Here is a 17,412-nt window from a genome sequence, read left to right on the forward strand (position 1 = left end):
TTATCTAAATAAATCAGATAATTGATGAGAATTTGCCAATGGATCGATTGCATCGAACAATGCGGAGATCATGGCAATGGCATCTGCGCCTGCTTGGATAACCTGCAGTGCATTTACAGATGTGATTCCCCCAATGGCAACAACTGGCACAGGGATGATCTTTGCCTGCTGGAACAGGCTGAGTGGTGCATTTACAGCATCGGGTTTGGTAGATGAACTGAAAACAGCACCAAACGCAACGTAGCTTGCACCTTCATCAGCAGCTTTTCGCGCCAAGGACAGCTGGTTGTAACACGATATGCCGACAACTGCAGTGGAACCTAGCTCAGATCGGGCGTTGGCCAGGGCCCGATCATCTTTACCAAGATGCACACCAGCTGCGCCAACTTCCGCTGCCAGTGAAATATCGTCATTAATGATCAATGGAATGGAAAATTCATCACACAAGGCTTTGAGTGATGAAGCCTGTTCAAGACGTAATGCTTGATCACGATGTTTGTTTCGGTATTGCAAAACAGAAACCCCGCCGGTTAGCACCAAGCGGGATTTGTTTATCAACGTTTCTGTATCCATCGTGTCCGGTGTGATGGCATATACACCGCGGATCTCATGTTTCATCATTGTTCTCGGTATTACGAGCCCAGAACAGACGATCAGGAATGTATTGCCCCATGCCAGGTCGGATGGCGTTTTTCAAGGTCTGCCAAGTGTATTCCTGCGCTTCTTTGACGGCTTCCGGTACATCCAGCCCAGTTGCAATCAAGCCAGCAATGGCGGATGCCAATGTGCAACCGGACCCATGATAGCTTCCTGGCAAACGAGCCCAACTATCAGCACGCACTTTGCCACCACGGTTGTACAAGGTATTGACGACATTGGGTGTATTTTCATGGGTGCCCGTGATCAGCACATATTCACAACCCATGGCACGGATACGCTTGGCACACTCCTCAAGCGAATAGTCATCATCTGGATCATCCACCAATCGACGGGCTTCGATGCTGTTTGGCGTGATGACAACTGTGTGTGGAATCAACAGTTCCCGCATTGCGGAAATCAAATCCTCCGTTGCAAATTCATCGCCTGCACCGGATGCCAGGACTGGGTCCAGTACCAGCGGGATATCGGGGTAATCTGCTGCGATTTCAGCAATGGCGGCAACATTTTCAGTGCTGCCGATCACGCCAACCTTGAACGCAGCGACCTGCATGTCTTCAAGAATGAAACGGGCTTGATCAATCACCAGCTCAGGGTCCATAGCCTGTAGATCATCCACACCAGCACTATCTTGCACGGTAATGCCTGTCACGACGGACAGTGGATGGCAACCCAGACTGGCCAATGTCAAAATGTCGGCTTGTAAACCTGCACCGCTGGAAGGGTCTGTTGCGGCAAAGGTCAAGACGATAGGAAGCGGATTTGCATGCATGAAAAGAGAGGCTTTCTGAATTGCGTTAGAATAGTCGTTTTCTGAGTGTGCGCCGGAAATGGGCGGCTGCACATGATTTCATTGTAACTGAATCATGGAAACTCGCATGAACCGCTATATGTGCCTGATTTGTGGATTTATTTATGACGAAGCTGAAGGTCGTCCTGAAGACGGGATCGCTGCAGGCACCCGTTGGAACGATGTTCCAATGAATTGGACCTGCCCAGATTGCGGAGCCCGTAAAGAAGACTTCGAGATGGTTCAACTCTAAACCTGGAACTGCCGATAGGCTGTCTGGTTCCAAGTGGATGATTCGGTCAAACAGGAGGTTGATGATGCGAAAGTTATTAGGTACAGCAGCCCTGTCTGCATTACTCCTGGTCACAGGTTGTGAAACGGTTCAAACCACACGTGGTGGGGTGGTTGGAGTCGAGCGCAAGCAAAGCATGCTGATGGGCATCAGCACCAACGAAGCCAATCAGATGGCGGCAAAGCAATATGCCGCAGAGCTCAATGCTGCGAAGCAAAAAGGTAAGCTCAATACAGATGCCAAGACGCTGGAACGGTTACGCATGATTGCGAACCGGCTGATTCCTCAGACTGGCGAATTCAGACCCGATGCACTGAAGTGGGACTGGGAAGTCAATCTGGAATCATCCGACGAGTTGAACGCCTACTGTGCGCCTGGTGGGAAGATCATGTTCTATTCAGGGCTGATCAACCGCTTGAAACTGAACAACGATGAAATTGCTGCGATCATGGGCCATGAAATGGCGCATGCTCTGCGCGAACATGGTCGCGAAGCAATGTCCCGTGCCTACACTCAGCAACTGGGGCTGAGCGTGGTTGCCTTGACTGGTAAAGTCAGTGATCAGGCACTCCAATTGGCCAATTCAGCGGTAACCGTCGCTTGGCAATTGCCCAATAGCCGGGAAAACGAAACCGAAGCAGATCGCATTGGCCTGGAGCTGGCAGCCCGTGCAGGTTATGACCCCAGAGCTGCCGTCACCGTCTGGAAGAAAATGACATCCGCCAGCGAGGGCCAACCGCCCCAATGGATGTCAACCCACCCATCTCATGGGACGCGGATCCGCGATCTGGAGGACAAGATTCCACTGGTTATGCCACTTTACGAGGCCGCAAAAAAACCATAAGCCATGAGCTATATCTACCTCAAAACGCTTCACATCATATTTGTCATCAGCTGGTTTGCGGGGTTGTTTTATCTACCTCGCCTGTTCGTCAACCATGCCATGGTGACAGATTCGGCTACGCAAGCTCAATTGAGCCTCATGGAGCATAAGCTGTATCGCTTCATGACCCTGCTAGGCGTCCTTGCACTGGGGTTTGGTTGCTGGTTATGGTTAGGTTACAGCATCAAGGGTGGTTGGCTACATGCCAAGCTGGTGCTGGTCCTGATCCTGGTCGCATTCCATCTGTATTGCGGCAGACTGATCAAGCAATTCGCTGCGGGTGCCAACAAACATGATCACAAGTGGTATCGCATGTTCAATGAAATTCCAACGGTGACCATGTTCATCATTGTGTTTCTGGTTGTGGCCAAGCCGTTTTAACAAAGCCTTTTTATTCTGGATAACGAAGATGTCGTCAAACAATGAATTGTTATTTCAACGTGCTCAAACACATATTCCTGGCGGAGTGAATTCTCCTGTTCGCGCGTTTGGATCTGTTGGCGGTGTGCCTCGTTTTTTCAAGGAAGGCAAAGGAGCGTATCTATGGGACGCCGATGATAAGCGCTATATCGACTATGTCGGCTCCTGGGGACCGGCGATTCTGGGCCATGCAGATCCAGACGTCATCCACGCCGTAAAAACCGCCGCTGAGCACGGCTTGTCATTCGGTGCACCTACCGAGGCAGAAATCGAAATGGCCGATCTGCTATGTGGTTTATTGCCAGGAATGGATCAGGTGCGCTTGGTCAGCTCTGGCACAGAAGCCACCATGAGTGCAATTCGTCTAGCCCGTGGTTTTACCGGGCGTGACAAATTCATCAAGTTCGAGGGGTGTTACCACGGGCACGCTGATGCATTGCTTGTCAAAGCGGGCTCTGGCTTGTTGACCTTCGGCAACCCAAGCTCAGCAGGCGTGCCCGCAGCTGTGGCTGCAGACACGCTGGTGCTGGGTTACAACGATGTGGAACAGTTGGAACAAACCTTTTCCAAGCTCGGTACACAAATTGCTGCAGTGATTCTGGAGCCTGTTGCAGGCAATATGAATCTGATCAGGCCCACAGAAGCATTCCTGAGCGCACTACGCCGCTTGTGTACTGAATATGGTGCGGTATTGATTTTCGATGAAGTGATGACCGGTTTCCGCGTCGGCCCCACCTGTGCACAAGGCTTGTTTGGCATTCAACCCGACCTGACGACCTTGGGTAAGGTAGTCGGTGGGGGCATGCCCTTGGCAGCATTCGGTGGTCGTGCCGATATCATGTCCAACATTGCGCCTTTGGGGCCAGTCTACCAAGCTGGTACATTGTCCGGTAACCCAATTGCTGTGGCAGCAGGTCTGGTCACCCTTAAGAAGGTGACGGCGCCCGGCTTCTTCACCGCACTGACAGCTCACACCCAGGCACTGGTCGAAGGCCTCACCACCGTTGCACAAGCCGCAGGGGTTTCCTTTACAGCGCAATCCGTGGGGGGAATGTTTGGGCTCTATTTCGCTGACAAGTGCCCAAATAGCTATGCAGAAGTGATGGCCTGCGATAAAGCGGCGTTCAATCGCTTTTTCCATGCCATGTTGGCAGAGGGCGTATACCTCGCACCCTCTGCTTTTGAAGCTGGATTTGTTTCCGCAGCCCATACCGAAGAAGATATTCGGCAAACAGTGAAAGCAGCTGAGAGAGTATTCAGCCGATGGCAATGATTTTTATGAAATTTTCATGAAAAAGCGGGTTGCCCCCGCTTTTTTTTATGCATTTTGTTGAATTGATTAAAGTAATTGATTGAATTGACGTTATAAATTGTATTGAATCTGTTTTATGAAGTAGTTGTATGCGCACCGATCAAACACTATTGGGGCATTTGCTGGCGATCACCACTAAGGCCCCACAATCTATCAACAATGCCGGGTCGGCCAGCGATCGTTCTTCGGGCTCATCAGCCCAGGTCATCGAGCGTGAGCCACCAACTCCTCCGATCAAGCACCAGCCCAATTCGACCGGGTTTGACCGTAGAACAGGCCAAGATCGGCGGCAGGGTGGTGATCGACGTGAAAATCAAGATAGTGGACTGTTCAACACTCGTTCTGGGCAAGAGCGGCGAAAGATGGGTAGGCGGCATCGTGACTACACAGAGACAATTTCGGTTAAAGTCTAGATTTTTTACCGATGACAACACCTCATTTGACCCAGATCCGTGTCCGTGGCTATCACCTTGATGTCTATCAACACGTCAATAATGCACGCTACCTTGAATTCATTGAAGAAGCCCGCTGGGCCTACTTCGAAGAAAATGGGGTGCTGACAAAGTGCGTAGCGCAAGGCTTGTCCTTCATCGTCGCCAATATCAACATCAATTATCGTCGGCCTGCACTGCTGAATGAAGCACTGGAGATCCGAACTGGGATCAAGGCGCTGAATCGTCGAAGCGGTGTGCTATCCCAAGTGATTTATCTGCAAGGAACCGAAAAGCTGATTGCCGATGCGGAAGTGACATTCGTGCTTTATGATGTCAAGCAGGAAAAAGCGATACCAATCGATGGGGAATTGCTGGAGAGCCTGACGCCATATGTGCTGACTGCATAGGCTGGATCGATATAGAAGGGCATGCAGCACATGCCCTTTTGCTTTTCAGAGCCCAATAAGCAGGCCGTATAGGTGTCGGCTGTATATGGATGAGGCTTGCGGCAGTAGAAAACAACAAAGGCCGAACAAGTCGGCCTTTGTGTTGAAACTGGTTGCGGGAGCAGGATTTGAACCTGCGACCTTCGGGTTATGAGCCCGACGAGCTGCCAGACTGCTCCATCCCGCGTCTGAAGAAGTGCAATATTATCGTATGAGAAAAGACACGTCAATAGATTTCTTAAATTATATTGGTTTGACCGTGATTTTCTGGTGCGGACAAACCATGAAATACATGGAAAGATATTGATATATATGTAATTTGTTGAATTTATAATTGTGCAGCGACGAAGCGTACCAACGGTGCGCTCTATCTACTGTGTCTGATCAAATGTTGTGCAGCCCTTGCCGGCGACGATAGATCAGGCAGGTTTCCACCAGTAATTCGTTGCTGTCTATTCTTTCATGAGGCGTTCCAGCGAATACTCTTTCAAAATCATAGTATTGGCTGTCATTCTTGACCCAGGCATAAATGGGTTTGCCTTGATAGGTTCCGAGCAAGGCATCCACTGCTTTGTCTTCCAGGGCTTCGAGTGAAAGGCTGTCCTGCACGGGCGATTGCTCAATTTCGTCCTCTATCGGCATGGGCGGTGCTGGCTTGGCAATCAGCTGCAGATAGAACCGGAATAGCCACATGGGCAGCATGACCCGGAGCACTCGCTTATCTTCTGTGATCAGACATGCCACAGGAAACTGGCGGCGGCATGCAGGGCATTCCGCTTCGGCGGCCAAGGCAATCTGTGCTTTGACGGAGGTGGCGATGCCATGCATGTGTTCTGCGGTGACGATATGGCCACAATGGGTACATTTTTTGGAGAACTTTGAAACCCGGTCCCCATCGCCCAGTGGTAAAGGCAGGAAACGGTTGATTCGATCTGTCTTGCGCATTGACGACATACTCTCTGCCAGCCTCTAAGGCTGGGCGATGCTTACGATTGAAAAAACAACTTGCCATCATACCTGAAAATGGCGCTGTTTTCCTGGGCGACTTCGCAGGAAATTCATTTAATTTATTGTTTTAAATATGAAAAAGATTGGGCTTGGTCAGTGGTCTGCTGACAGGATCAGGTTTAGATCATGTGGTAGGAGGTGGCACAAGGCTGATGACGCGGTTTCTACCTTGGCGCTTTGCCTGATACAACCCTTCGTCCGCTTCTCCCATCAAGTCATCGAATTGGATGGGTTGATCCAATAAGGAGGTTGCGATGCCAATGCTGATGGTGACTTTCAGGGTTTCTGAAGATTGAGGTGTCTGGTGTTTGATGGGGTTGTTTTCAATTGCTTGTCTGATGTGCTCCGCAACTTTGAATGCGCCTGCGAGATTGGTATCCGGCAACAGTACGACGAATTCTTCCCCGCCGAAGCGTGAAACCAGATCGACGGCTCGAACGCTTTGCTGAAGTTTTTCCGCGACCATGCGTAGGCAATGATCTCCAAACAGATGGCCGAAGCGGTCATTGATGGATTTGAAATGGTCGATATCGGCAACCAAGAGACTCAAGTGATTGCGGTTGCGGTGTGCTCGATCAACTTCCAATTCGAATCGATCGAGTAGACGATAGCGATTCGCCAAGTGGGTCAAAGGGTCTTCCCAGGCCATGCGTTCAAGCTCTGATCGGGCTTGGGTCAGTTCGGTGATATCGACATCTACGCCACGGAAGCCAATGAACTTATCCATGTCGTCATAGAGCGGATGACCATTCGATGAGACCCAGACTATTCCACCGTCTTTTCGTTGGTAGCGGAGCTCACCATTTTTGTAGGCTCGACGCCGCTTCATGTCAGATAGGACGGCGTTGCTTTCTATGCCTTGCTCTGGCGCAAGGAAGCTGGATAGCGGATTGCCGATCATTTCCTCGGCTTGGTAGCCTAGGATTTTTTCTCCTCCTTTGATGAATACGAAGCAGCCATCTGCATCCAGCTCCCAAATATAGGTGGGCGAGTAGCTGATGGCATCTTCCATCAATGCGTTGGCATGTCTGACGGCGGCTTCTGCTCGTTTGTATGGGGTGATGTCGGTATAGGTGCTGATGAATCCGACTACTTGTCCATCGACATCCATGGGTTTGCCGACGATTTCCAGCTCGGTACCATCTGGCCGGGTTCGGTTGAATTTGTGGGGTTGGAACTGCATGGCCAAGCTGATGCGTTGGGCAACTTGGGCTGCGGGGTCTCCTGGGCCATATTCGCCCCGGTTGGCATTGACCCATAATAGTTCTTCGAAGGTGACGCCTGGTCTGTCTAATGATTCGGGTAGGGCCAGCACCTCGAAAAAGGCTTTGTTCCAAAGCACCATGTTCAGGTGCTCATCAATGACGCTGATTCCTTGCGGCAATGACTCGATTACTGTGCGTAGATAGGCTGCATATCGCTTGGAATCCTCAATTGCCTGATTCCGTTGCGTAATGTCGTTATAGATGGAGACAAACCCGCCACCAGTCAATGGGATGCCTCGTATTTCAAGCCTGATGCCATTGGGGCGGCTTCGCTCAAAGACATGGGGGCGATGCTCGTTGGCCAGCTGTACCCATTCAGCCACAATTCGATCTGGGTCACCCTCTCCATATTCGCCGCGTTCGGCATTGAATCGAATGATCTGTTCAAAGCTGGGGGGACCGGTTTCAAACAATGTGCTGGGAAGGCCCAGTAGCTGGCGGCATCGTTGGTTGCATATCAGCACGTGCATGGTGTCATTGATGACAGTCAACCCACATGGCAGGTGCTCTGCCATGAGCGCAAGCGATGGCAAGCTGCTGGCATCCAGGGTGAGCAGCGGTGCCAGGTCGTTGGCGAAGATAGGGAAGCTGGTCATGTTGACTGTGCTGTCCATTGGTGTGGGCGCCGGCGCGTCCATGTATATCCCATGCTGATTGAAGGTCCTCTTCAGCATAGCTAACCTGGATTGGCTTTGCATGGCACCAATTGGTTTCTGTCGATGTGATTTCAAGCCCTCTGCTGCTGCTTGCCAGCGGTGTCTTGGGCCACTACAAGAAAAAAGCCCGCCAAAGCGGGCCTGATGGGTTCAGCAGGGATGGATCAACCGCTATTGCGTAGACCCGCCGCAATACCATTGATGGTCAGATGAATGCCGTGCTGGATGTCTTCCCCGCCCTCGCCTGCACGGAAACGGCGTAACAGTTCGACTTGCAAGTGATTGAGCGGATCAAGGTAGGGCAGGCGGTTTTTCAGGCTGCGGGCCAGTGCACGGTTGTTGCCAAGCAGTTCGCTGCCCCCGGTGATGGCCAGCACCATTTCCACAGCGCGATGCCACTCAGTGGTGATCTGGCTGAAAACACGTTGTGCCAGTGCCTGGTCACCGACCAGCTCGGCGTAGCGGGATGCAATGCTGAGGTCTGTCTTGGCCAAGACCATTTCCAAATTGGAAAGCACAGTCTGTAGGAAAGGCCAGTTGGCATGCATAGCACGCAGCTTTGCCAGCCCGTCTTCGCCGGTCTGGTCAAGGTAGGCTTTGACGGCGCTGCCAAACCCGTACCAACCTGGCAACATCACGCGACATTGCGACCACGAAAACACCCATGGAATGGCGCGTAGATCGGCAATCGACCCCCCTGCCTTTCGCTTCGCTGGCCGGCTGCCTATGTTGAGCTTGGCGATTTCATTGATGACTGTGGCCTCTTGGAAATAGGTGATGAATTCAGGATTGCCATAGACCAATGCCCGGTAGGACTCGAACGCCGACTGGGACAATGTCTCCATTAGGTGGTAATAGGCAGGAGCTTCGTCGTCGATGTCGTTGTGATCGACAAAGCTGGCCTCCAACATGGCAGCGGTCAGAGTCTCCAGGTTGCGGCGACCGATTTCCGGGTTGGTGTACTTCGAGGCGATCACCTCCCCTTGCTCTGTGATGCGGATCTGGCCGGCAACAGAGCCAAAGGGTTGCGCGATGATGGCCTCGTAGCTGGGGCCCCCGCCCCGCCCGACAGAGCCGCCACGGCCATGGAACAAGCGTAAGCGGATGCCTGCCTGTTCAAACAACCTGACTAGCGTGATCTCTGCCTTGTAAAGCTCCCAGTTGGAGGTCAGATAACCGCCGTCTTTGTTGCTGTCGGAATAGCCAAGCATCACCTCTTGAATGTGTTGGCGAGAGGCCAGCCATTGTTTCCATTGCGGAATGGTAAACAGCCGTTGCATCACATCGCCGCACGCACGCAAATCACCGATGGTCTCGAACAATGGAATGATATTGATGGCCAATTGCTGGTCTTGGCTGAGCAGCCCTACTTCCTTCAGCAGCAGTGCGACTTCTAACATATCGCTGACATCACCACAGTTTGAGATGATGTAGTTCGGAATGGCGTCCGCACCATAATCTCTGTGGATTTGCGCCGCCATGTTGACAATGGCGAGCTCCTTGGCCGTTTCATCGCTATAGGCCAGGAAAGGCGAGCGGAGCAGCCTTGGGTGCCGCAGCTCTCGCAGCAACGCGTCGATACGTGCGGATTCATCCAATGCACGGTAGTCTTCCAGTCCTGCCCGCTCAAACAGCTCTGCAACTACGCTCTCGTGAATGCCGGAGTGCTGGCGCATATCGAGTGGTGCCAGATGGAAACCGAATACATCCACCGCCCTGCGCAATCTGCGTAAGCGTCCATCGGCCACCAACTTACTGCCGTGGTGGATCAGGGATTCTGCAAGCGTAGCCAGATCTTTTGCCAGCTCTTCCTTGCTGCCATAAGCGGGCAATGAAGCTGTGGCTGGGGGCGTGGTCAGAAACAGGCACAACTTGGACGAAGTGGCGTTCAGGCGGGCTTCGATATAGGACAATGCGCGCCGATAAGGCTCTTCGGCACGGCTGATGGCATTCTCCGGGGACTGATCCGCCAAGGTGAGCAATGCTGGGGTGGCCTTGATCCAACGGCTGCTTTGGCTAAGTTCGTTGGTCAGCTTGGTCAGCTGCTCCAGATAGAATCCTATCGAGATGGCCGAGTGGCGGCGCATCGCGTGCAGCATCATGTCCGCATCGACGAAGGGGTTGCCATCGCGATCCCCACCGATCCATGACCCGATCCTGAAGAACGAGGGAAGCTCGAAAGGTTTGCCATCGTTGAAATCACGGCTGATCCAATCCTCCAGATCGTTATACAGACGCGGCAATTGTCGCAGAAAGGTATAGCGATAGTAGGCCAGTCCATTCTCGATCTCATCTTTGACAGTCAATTTGAATGAGCGGATTTCGCTGGATTGCCATAGCGTCAGGATGATGCGCTTCAGACCCTTATCGACCTCAACCAGCTCCTCGGGTGTGAAATCGGCACGGGAGCGGCGGTTCATCAAATTGGCAAGCGCACGATGGCAATCCAGAATCGACTTGCGCTGTACTTCAGTCGGGTGAGCAGTGAGCACAGGAGAGAGCAGTGCGTAGCTGAATAAGGACTGGAGCTGCTCCGCGCCGACTGCATGAGATTTGAGGCGCTGCAAGGCAGCAGCAATCGAGCTTGGTTGGGGTGCTGCACCCGCACGCTGGTAGGCGCGGCGGCGGCGGCTGTGATGCAGATCTTCAGCGATATTGAACAGATGCGAGAAATAGCTGAAGGCCCGCACCAAAGCAATGGTGTTTTCGTGGCTCAGGTCATTGAGTGTGGCTTCGAGCTGCTCCCGAGCCTGCGAATCTGCTTCGTGTACAAAGCGGACTGCAGTTTTACGGATGGTTTCGATGCGCTCAAAAGTGGCTTCGCCTTCTTGCTCTTTCAGCACTTCGCCCAGTAAGCGGCCTAGCAGTCGCAAATCTTCTCTGAGCGGTTCGTCTTTTTCCTGTGAAGTATCCTGTACCACGTATTGCACCACACTCTCCTAATCGCGAGTTGGCTGCATGCAGGTGCTGCCTTTGGGAGACAAGCATTTGTTTGGGCAGCCGTGTTTCTTGGAATTTTCGGTTTGTAGTGCCGTATTTTTCGGCAATTTGTTGTTTAACTACGTACTTTAAAGCGGGCGTTTACACCCTTGTATCAGTAATAACCCTAATGTGGGTGTTGGGCGTCTTGCGTGGGTGAGCAAGGGCAATTCCATTTTAGAAAGAAGGAACTTAGCCAAATGGTAAAGTCAGGAAGCCTTGTTTGATACCATGGAGCGGAGTATTTGAAGCTGTACTTTGATAAGTAAAATTACATGATTGGACTACATGTGTGAGCAAGCAACTATATGTACCTGTTGGCGTTGTGGTCAGCGTGTGGGATGAAGGTGTGGAGAATGTAGGGGAGATTGGTGCCCGGGTTTCGGACCCACCGGGCCGAGGTCACGCTTGGTGTGGAACCTATCCCCATGCATTCGTCAGTGCATGGGGATAGGCTCTGGAGCGACAAGACAGCCACATCGGCAGTCTAATCACGTCCATTTGATCTGCGTGGCGCGGAATGTAGCAGGCCAAGATGACAACACAGTGACTTATTGGGCAACAGATGCCTGGGCCAAGTCCAGTAGTTGTTTTTCCATGATGCCCGAAGACACGCAGCGAGTTGGTGCACGAGCAAAGGCGGCCCCACGACCGGATCTGAACATCAGTGCATCCTTGACCTTGATCGGGTCGCTGTCAGGGGCTGTGGCGATCTGCTCGCGTGACAAGCGATAGGTGATACGCACCGAGACGGTCGTAGTTGCGTTGCTACGGGGGGTCAAACTGATGACGGCTTCGCCCCGGCCATTCAGCTTGCGGGTGACCTCGTAGGTGCGGCCTTTGACATTGAGTTGATACTGCTGCTGCGGGCTTGCACCCGGGAAGCGCAATGTATCGCCATCCAAACCGGGCACCTCGATCTGGCCGCAATCGATATAGTGGCTGGGGTCTGCGAAAGGTAGGATCAATGCAATGCGATTGGCCGCTGTCTGTTTGACGTTTTTATAGCTTTTCTCACGATTGAGGCTGATCAACATCTGTTTCATGACCGTTGTCGGCGGCGCCTTGACTGCGCGTGCTGTGACAACAGGAATGCTGGCCGGGCCCTGGTTGGTGGGTGGGGCGGGCTGTGGGGGAGGTTCTTTTTCCTCGATGGTGACCGAGGGTGGAGGAACGGGCGTGCTACATGCCGACAGCAACAGGGCTGCCAGTACAAGGGTTATTGAAATCTTGTAAGACATTGGGGCTTTAACCTGCGTAAAAGGGGCTTACGCCACGAGTCATGAACATGCAATAGGCATCGATTGTACTTGAATGCGGATGACATGGGGCATTTCAGGCCAACCGTTTTTACGCCGTACCTGCTTTATACAATAGTGTGCTAATTTGTTTTTGACAGCGACGTTGCAAAGGGCATGATGATGGAACGCTTTTCCAGTTTCACCACGTTTTATCCGTACTATTTGAATGAGCACCGCCATCCGACCTGCCGTCGCCTGCATTTCATTGGCAGTACGCTGGTGCTGTTGGCGGTACTCTGCGCAGTATGCACCGGTAACATGGGGTGGTTGATGTGGGCCCCGGTTATGGGTTATGGCTTTGCCTGGTTAGGCCATTTTGGCTTCGAGAAGAATCGACCGGCTACGTTCCGGTTTCCACTGTACAGCCTCATGGGGGACTGGGTGATGTATTGGCAGATGTTGACTGGGCGGATACCGTTCTGACAACGGTTGTGTCCCACCCATGCAAAAAGGGGCCATTGCGGCCCCTTGTCATTTTCAGTCTGTCTGCGATCACAGCACGTAACGGGCCAGATCCTCACTTTGTGACAACACCCCTAGCCGTTCGTTGACATAGTGGGCATCGATATCGACAGTGCCATTGATATGATTGCCTGCTTCGAATGAGATCTGTTCCAGCAACTTTTCGATGACGGTATACAGACGCCGTGCCCCGATGTTTTCCGTCTTCTCGTTGACGGTGTAGGCAATCTCGGCCAAACGATGAATGGCATCATCGGTAAAGTTCAAGATGACATTCTCGGTGGCCAGCAATGCTTCATATTGCTTGGTCAGACACGCATCCGTGCTGGTTAGGATCTGCTTGAAATCCTCAACAGACAACGAATTCAGCTCGACCCGAATCGGGAAGCGGCCTTGCAGCTCGGGGATCAGGTCGGATGGCTTGGAGAGATGGAAAGCACCACTGGCGATGAACAGGATGTGATCGGTTTTGATCATGCCGTATTTGGTTGAGATGGTCGTGCCCTCAACCAGCGGCAGCAAATCACGTTGCACGCCTTGGCGTGATACTTCACCACTTTGACCTTCACTGCGACTGGTGATTTTGTCGATCTCGTCCAGAAAGACAATGCCGTTCTGCTCGACACTTTGTAAGGCGCGGGTCTTGATTTCCTCTTCATTGACCAGCTTCAACGCTTCTTCGTCCGTCAGCAGTTTCATGGCCTCGGGAATCTTCAGCTTGCGAGTCTTCTTCCGCTGATTGCCCATGTTCTGGAACATGCCCTGGATCTGGCTGGTCAGCTCTTCCATACCAGGTGGGGCGAAGATTTCCATATTGGCGGCGGGCAGTGCGACTTCTATTTCGATTTCCTTGTCATCCAGCTTGCCTTCCCGCAGCATTTTGCGGAATTTCTGACGGGTTGCGGAATCTTCGCTGGGCTCGGTATTGGTGGCTTCTCCGCCAAAACCAAATGGGCGCGCAGGTGGCAACAACGCATCCAGCACACGTTCCTCGGCCAGATCCTCGGCGCGGTGGCGGACTTTCTTGGCATCTGCTTCACGGGTCTGCTTGATGGAAATCTCGATCAGATCACGAATGATGGAATCGACATCCCGGCCCACGTAGCCGACTTCAGTGAATTTGGTGGCTTCCACCTTGATGAAGGGCGCGTCGGCCAGCTTGGCCAACCGGCGGGCGATCTCGGTTTTGCCTACGCCAGTCGGCCCGATCATGAGGATATTCTTGGGCGTGATCTCCTGCCGGAGCGGATCAGCAACCTGTTGTCGGCGCCAACGGTTGCGTAGCGCGATTGCAACGGCTTTCTTGGCGTCTTGCTGGCCAATGATGTGCTTATCCAGCTCGTGAACGATTTCTTGCGGCGTCATTTGGGTCATGCTGCGTTTCCCGTGCAATGTGTAACGTGCTGAAGGCCCAATCAGCCCAGCGTCTCGATCAGATGATTGTGGTTGGTGTAGATGCAGATATCACCTGCGATCGTCAGTGATTTCTTGACGATGTCTGCCGGGGGCAACTCGGTGTTCTGATACAACGCGAGTGCGGCAGCCTGTGCAAAGGCACCACCACTGCCGATGGCAGCAATGCCCTGCTCTGGCTCAAGCACATCGCCGTTGCCGGTGATGACCAAGGTGCTATGGATATCGGCCACAATAAGCATGGCTTCCAGGCGTCGGAGCATACGATCTGTCCGCCAGTCTTTGGCCAATTCGACGGCGCTACGAACCAGATGGCCCTGATGCTTTTCCAGTTTCGCTTCAAAACGTTCAAACAGTGTGAATGCGTCTGCTGTGCCGCCAGCAAAGCCTGCCAGCACCTTTTCCTGATACAGGCGACGTACTTTACGTGCGGTGGCTTTGATGACGATGTTGCCCAGGGTAACCTGGCCATCACCACCCAGTGCGACCTGATTGCCACGGCGAACCGAAACGATGGTGGTGCCGTCGAATTGTTGCATGTTGCTTTCCTTGTACTCAGGCCCGGTTCGTCCGGGCGAATAAACAGGAAATGGGGTGAATTTCAGGCATTACAAGCCCCCTTTTATACAAAACGGAGCTGGGGAGATGGAGGAAAGTGCAGGAGAAGGACCAGACAGGTGTGCAGCCTGCCCGATCAAATATCGATCATTTACGACGCCGGACCATGACCAGGTCATTGATGCCCATAATGCGGAACAATGCGAATACCAGTGCGTTGACATGGTCGAACACAACCGGCTTACCTGCAGATACCATGGGAATCAACGTGTTCAGCAGATTGCCCGCAGAGATGAAATCGACTCGACTCAAATCAGTGGCGTCGACCAGCACTTGACTGTGGGCGTGCGCAAAATCCGCCAACTCGCGTAGTTGACCTGCATGGCGGTCTGTCAGGGCACCATGCATATAAAACACATCCGCGGACTGTTGTACGGCGGGCTCTGGCACCGCTTCTTCTTCCGCTTCTTCCAGCGTCATGCCCGGCAGTGATGAGCCTTCCCATGAGGGGGGGGAGACTTCATAGGTCACAGCGTAGTCCACAGCCAGATTCTCGAAGGTTTCCTGCTGACCTTGCGCCAGATAGATTTCCAGCAACAGCAGCCAATAAGGGACTTCGTCATCGATCTTCCGCATCATTTCGATATGTTGATGCAACCACTCTGTCAATCTGCTGCCACCGACCAGTTGAACCGGGACATTCTTCTTGCGGCAGGCTTGTAGGCATTTCAGCAGCTGTTGTGCAGAGCCTGGTTCCAAAGACCCAAACTTGCCGAAATCAAGGCGGATTTTTTCACCCTTGCCGATAAGACCTTCCAATTCGACAACGTGAGCACTGCACGCCTCGGTATGACCCGAAAAAGGTACATAGTTGCTGCGGGTGGGCTCGGCTGGTTTGGTTGGCGTGGGTGCTTGGGCTTCTCGCCAGATCGGGGCTGTGCGTTCGAAACGGATGACGTACTTGATTGCCAACTCGTCGAATTCAGTCCGGAGGCCGCATTGCTGATAGAGCTCGAACAGAAGCAGCCAGGGTTCTTCAGTCTGAGCCTGTGGGTGGTTGCCGAGATAGTTTTCCAGCAAGTCAACCGCTGTATCTGTCTGTTCATTGGCGTACAGAATGGCAGCTTCTTCCACCTCGGGCTGTATATCAGCGCCGCTGTCGTTGACCTCGATGACGGCTGAGCCAAGCGTATGGCCATCCATCGTATCAGGCCCCGGATCAGCAATGGGTTTTTCCCCTGCCGGTTGCGCACCTGCGGGTTGTTTATAGGTGGGCTGCTGTTGCAGCTCTTCAGCTTGGTCTTTTTTCTTGAAGAAAGAAAATACCACGGGGCGACGCTCAAAAAGTGGGTTGTACGTCAGCTATCACAGGGCTGATACGTAGGTATCAATCAAGGTATAGCTCAACATCTCGATACCGATCAACTTTCGGTTTGGCCAGATGAACGGTTTATTCATTTGGGATTGTACGCGATGCCACGGTTATCGCACAGCCCCAACCGGCATGGCGGTTTGATTTTGCCATATATACTTGAGAGAAATAGGACAAATGGTCATCCAAAGCTGCCGCTTTCCATTTCGACTTGGCTGCACAGGCGAAGCAGAAACCAAGCTGACGGTGTCACTTGTCAGCTTGGCTAGGGATGATGGCTTTACTTGGTTACAGCGGTGGCATCAACCAGACGGTAGAACATCCCCATAGGGTCGTCTTTGAGCAGTGTCAATTTGCCAGTGATGATGACTGGATCGTAACTGAATTTGACAGGCTTGCTGGCTTTGACCTCAATGATCGAGTCTGGCCCGCCGGGCAAATGATATGCGCAGGTTGGTGGGGTTGAGCTCAATATGAAGTGTGATTGTTTTTCGTTCATGTCGAGTGGCAACATGAAGCCCTGCAATTTCACAACTTTGTTATTGAGGTCGGTGATCTGTTTGTCGAACACCGGGATAACCTTGTCGCCTTGTTGCTTTTGCTCAATCTTGGCCAGGGTTTTCCAGCTGACCACGCCATCGATTTCCTTCAGCTGCTGCAGATTGGTCGGCTGGCCGGGTAGCGGGGCATGGGCGCCACTCTGAGCATCTGGTGGTGGCGCAGCCATGGCGCAGGTGGCCGATAAACCTACTATGGCCAATGAGAGTCGGATAGCTTTCAACATGTTCACCTCTGCGTGTTTCATTTCCTTGCAAGCGTACGCGTTCGGCGTGAGTTGAACAAGGCCCTTATGCATATGGAATTATTTGCGTGGTTCCAATGTCATTGGATCGAGTGTCAGCTCAAAACGCTTGCCATCTTTGCTTTTACCACGGAATTCGTAGCATTTGTGGTGTACTTCAGCAGCTTTGATGGTATTGCCCATGTCTTCGACTTTTTTGGCGGCAGCAGAGAAAGGCTGCCACTTGCTCTCCGGCTCTTTGGTGCAGGGTGTGTGATCATGATCCGCAGCAAGGGTGATTTGCATGGGAATGATCATGGTTGCGATGGCGAGAACGACTTTCATATTGAGGCTTCTCCTAAGAATAAAAAAAAGCCTGCTCA

The 17,412-nt window shown here is 52.5% G+C and carries 17 protein-coding genes and 1 tRNA gene; 6 read left to right on the forward strand and 12 right to left on the reverse strand.

Annotated features, from left to right (window positions below; genetic code table 11):
* Positions 1 to 621, reverse strand: a complete 621-nt coding sequence (gene thiE / locus HNQ59_RS13050; protein ID WP_184040144.1) for a thiamine phosphate synthase — start codon at positions 619 to 621, stop codon at positions 1 to 3.
* Positions 608 to 1,429: a bifunctional hydroxymethylpyrimidine kinase/phosphomethylpyrimidine kinase gene (gene thiD, locus HNQ59_RS13055; protein WP_184040146.1), complete on the reverse strand. Its 822-nt coding sequence runs from the start codon at positions 1,427 to 1,429 to the stop codon at positions 608 to 610. The genes thiE and thiD overlap by 14 nt, the downstream gene beginning before the upstream one ends.
* 106 nt (positions 1,430 to 1,535) lie before the next feature.
* On the opposite strand from thiD, the gene HNQ59_RS13060 reads away from it, so the two are divergent.
* From HNQ59_RS13060 to HNQ59_RS13080, 5 genes are all read left to right on the forward strand, one after another.
* Positions 1,536 to 1,700 (forward strand): rubredoxin, encoded by a 165-nt coding sequence (locus HNQ59_RS13060; protein WP_184040149.1) that lies wholly within the window; start codon positions 1,536 to 1,538, stop codon positions 1,698 to 1,700.
* Positions 1,701 to 1,764: 64 nt separating this feature from the next.
* Positions 1,765 to 2,583: a M48 family metallopeptidase gene (locus HNQ59_RS13065; protein WP_184040152.1), complete on the forward strand. Its 819-nt coding sequence runs from the start codon at positions 1,765 to 1,767 to the stop codon at positions 2,581 to 2,583.
* Positions 2,584 to 2,586: 3 nt separating this feature from the next.
* Positions 2,587 to 3,003, forward strand: coding sequence for a CopD family protein (locus tag HNQ59_RS13070; protein ID WP_184040154.1), 417 nt, complete (start codon positions 2,587 to 2,589; stop codon positions 3,001 to 3,003).
* A gap of 28 nt (positions 3,004 to 3,031) precedes the next feature.
* A complete protein-coding gene (gene hemL, locus HNQ59_RS13075; RefSeq protein WP_184040157.1) occupies positions 3,032 to 4,315 on the forward strand; it encodes a glutamate-1-semialdehyde 2,1-aminomutase in 1,284 nt (427 codons plus the stop codon).
* Between the two features lie 463 nt (positions 4,316 to 4,778).
* A complete protein-coding gene (locus tag HNQ59_RS13080) occupies positions 4,779 to 5,195 on the forward strand; it encodes an acyl-CoA thioesterase (RefSeq protein WP_184040160.1) in 417 nt (138 codons plus the stop codon).
* A 149-nt stretch (positions 5,196 to 5,344) separates the two neighbouring features.
* Here HNQ59_RS13080 and HNQ59_RS13085 read toward each other — a convergent pair.
* From HNQ59_RS13085 to HNQ59_RS13105, 5 genes are all read right to left on the reverse strand, one after another.
* Positions 5,345 to 5,421 (reverse strand) — tRNA-Met (locus HNQ59_RS13085).
* Between the two features lie 197 nt (positions 5,422 to 5,618).
* Entirely contained in the window at positions 5,619 to 6,188 is a 570-nt protein-coding gene (locus HNQ59_RS13090; RefSeq protein ID WP_184040163.1) for a hypothetical protein, read from the reverse strand.
* A 178-nt stretch (positions 6,189 to 6,366) separates the two neighbouring features.
* Positions 6,367 to 8,103 (reverse strand): PAS-domain containing protein, encoded by a 1,737-nt coding sequence (locus tag HNQ59_RS13095; protein WP_184040166.1) that lies wholly within the window; start codon positions 8,101 to 8,103, stop codon positions 6,367 to 6,369.
* A gap of 224 nt (positions 8,104 to 8,327) precedes the next feature.
* Positions 8,328 to 11,093, reverse strand: coding sequence for a phosphoenolpyruvate carboxylase (ppc, locus tag HNQ59_RS13100; RefSeq protein WP_343074277.1), 2,766 nt, complete (start codon positions 11,091 to 11,093; stop codon positions 8,328 to 8,330).
* Positions 11,094 to 11,693: 600 nt separating this feature from the next.
* On the reverse strand, positions 11,694 to 12,383 hold the full coding sequence (locus HNQ59_RS13105) for a hypothetical protein (RefSeq protein WP_184040172.1): 690 nt from the start codon (positions 12,381 to 12,383) through the stop codon (positions 11,694 to 11,696).
* Positions 12,384 to 12,563: 180 nt separating this feature from the next.
* Here HNQ59_RS13105 and HNQ59_RS13110 point away from each other — a divergent pair, with 180 nt between their 5' ends.
* Positions 12,564 to 12,866, forward strand: coding sequence for an Mpo1-like protein (locus HNQ59_RS13110; RefSeq protein ID WP_184040258.1), 303 nt, complete (start codon positions 12,564 to 12,566; stop codon positions 12,864 to 12,866).
* A 69-nt stretch (positions 12,867 to 12,935) separates the two neighbouring features.
* Here the strand turns inward: HNQ59_RS13110 and hslU are convergent, their stop codons facing one another.
* The 5 genes from hslU to HNQ59_RS13135 form a co-directional block, all read right to left on the reverse strand.
* Entirely contained in the window at positions 12,936 to 14,279 is a 1,344-nt protein-coding gene (hslU, locus tag HNQ59_RS13115) for an ATP-dependent protease ATPase subunit HslU (RefSeq protein WP_184040175.1), read from the reverse strand.
* A 41-nt stretch (positions 14,280 to 14,320) separates the two neighbouring features.
* Positions 14,321 to 14,857, reverse strand: coding sequence for an ATP-dependent protease subunit HslV (hslV, locus tag HNQ59_RS13120; RefSeq protein ID WP_184040178.1), 537 nt, complete (start codon positions 14,855 to 14,857; stop codon positions 14,321 to 14,323).
* Between the two features lie 166 nt (positions 14,858 to 15,023).
* A complete protein-coding gene (locus HNQ59_RS19920) occupies positions 15,024 to 16,205 on the reverse strand; it encodes an STAS domain-containing protein (protein ID WP_184040181.1) in 1,182 nt (393 codons plus the stop codon).
* A 323-nt stretch (positions 16,206 to 16,528) separates the two neighbouring features.
* The gene (locus HNQ59_RS13130; protein WP_184040184.1) at positions 16,529 to 17,032 is read right to left on the reverse strand and encodes a DUF3299 domain-containing protein; all 504 of its coding nucleotides are present in this window, start codon (positions 17,030 to 17,032) and stop codon (positions 16,529 to 16,531) included.
* 78 nt (positions 17,033 to 17,110) lie between these two features.
* The gene (locus tag HNQ59_RS13135) at positions 17,111 to 17,374 is read right to left on the reverse strand and encodes a PepSY domain-containing protein (protein ID WP_184040188.1); all 264 of its coding nucleotides are present in this window, start codon (positions 17,372 to 17,374) and stop codon (positions 17,111 to 17,113) included.
* Between the last annotated feature and the right edge of the window lie 38 nt (positions 17,375 to 17,412).

Origin of the sequence: Chitinivorax tropicus (genome assembly GCF_014202905.1) — a bacterium.
Taxonomy (GTDB): Bacteria; Pseudomonadota; Gammaproteobacteria; order Burkholderiales; family SCOH01; genus Chitinivorax; species Chitinivorax tropicus.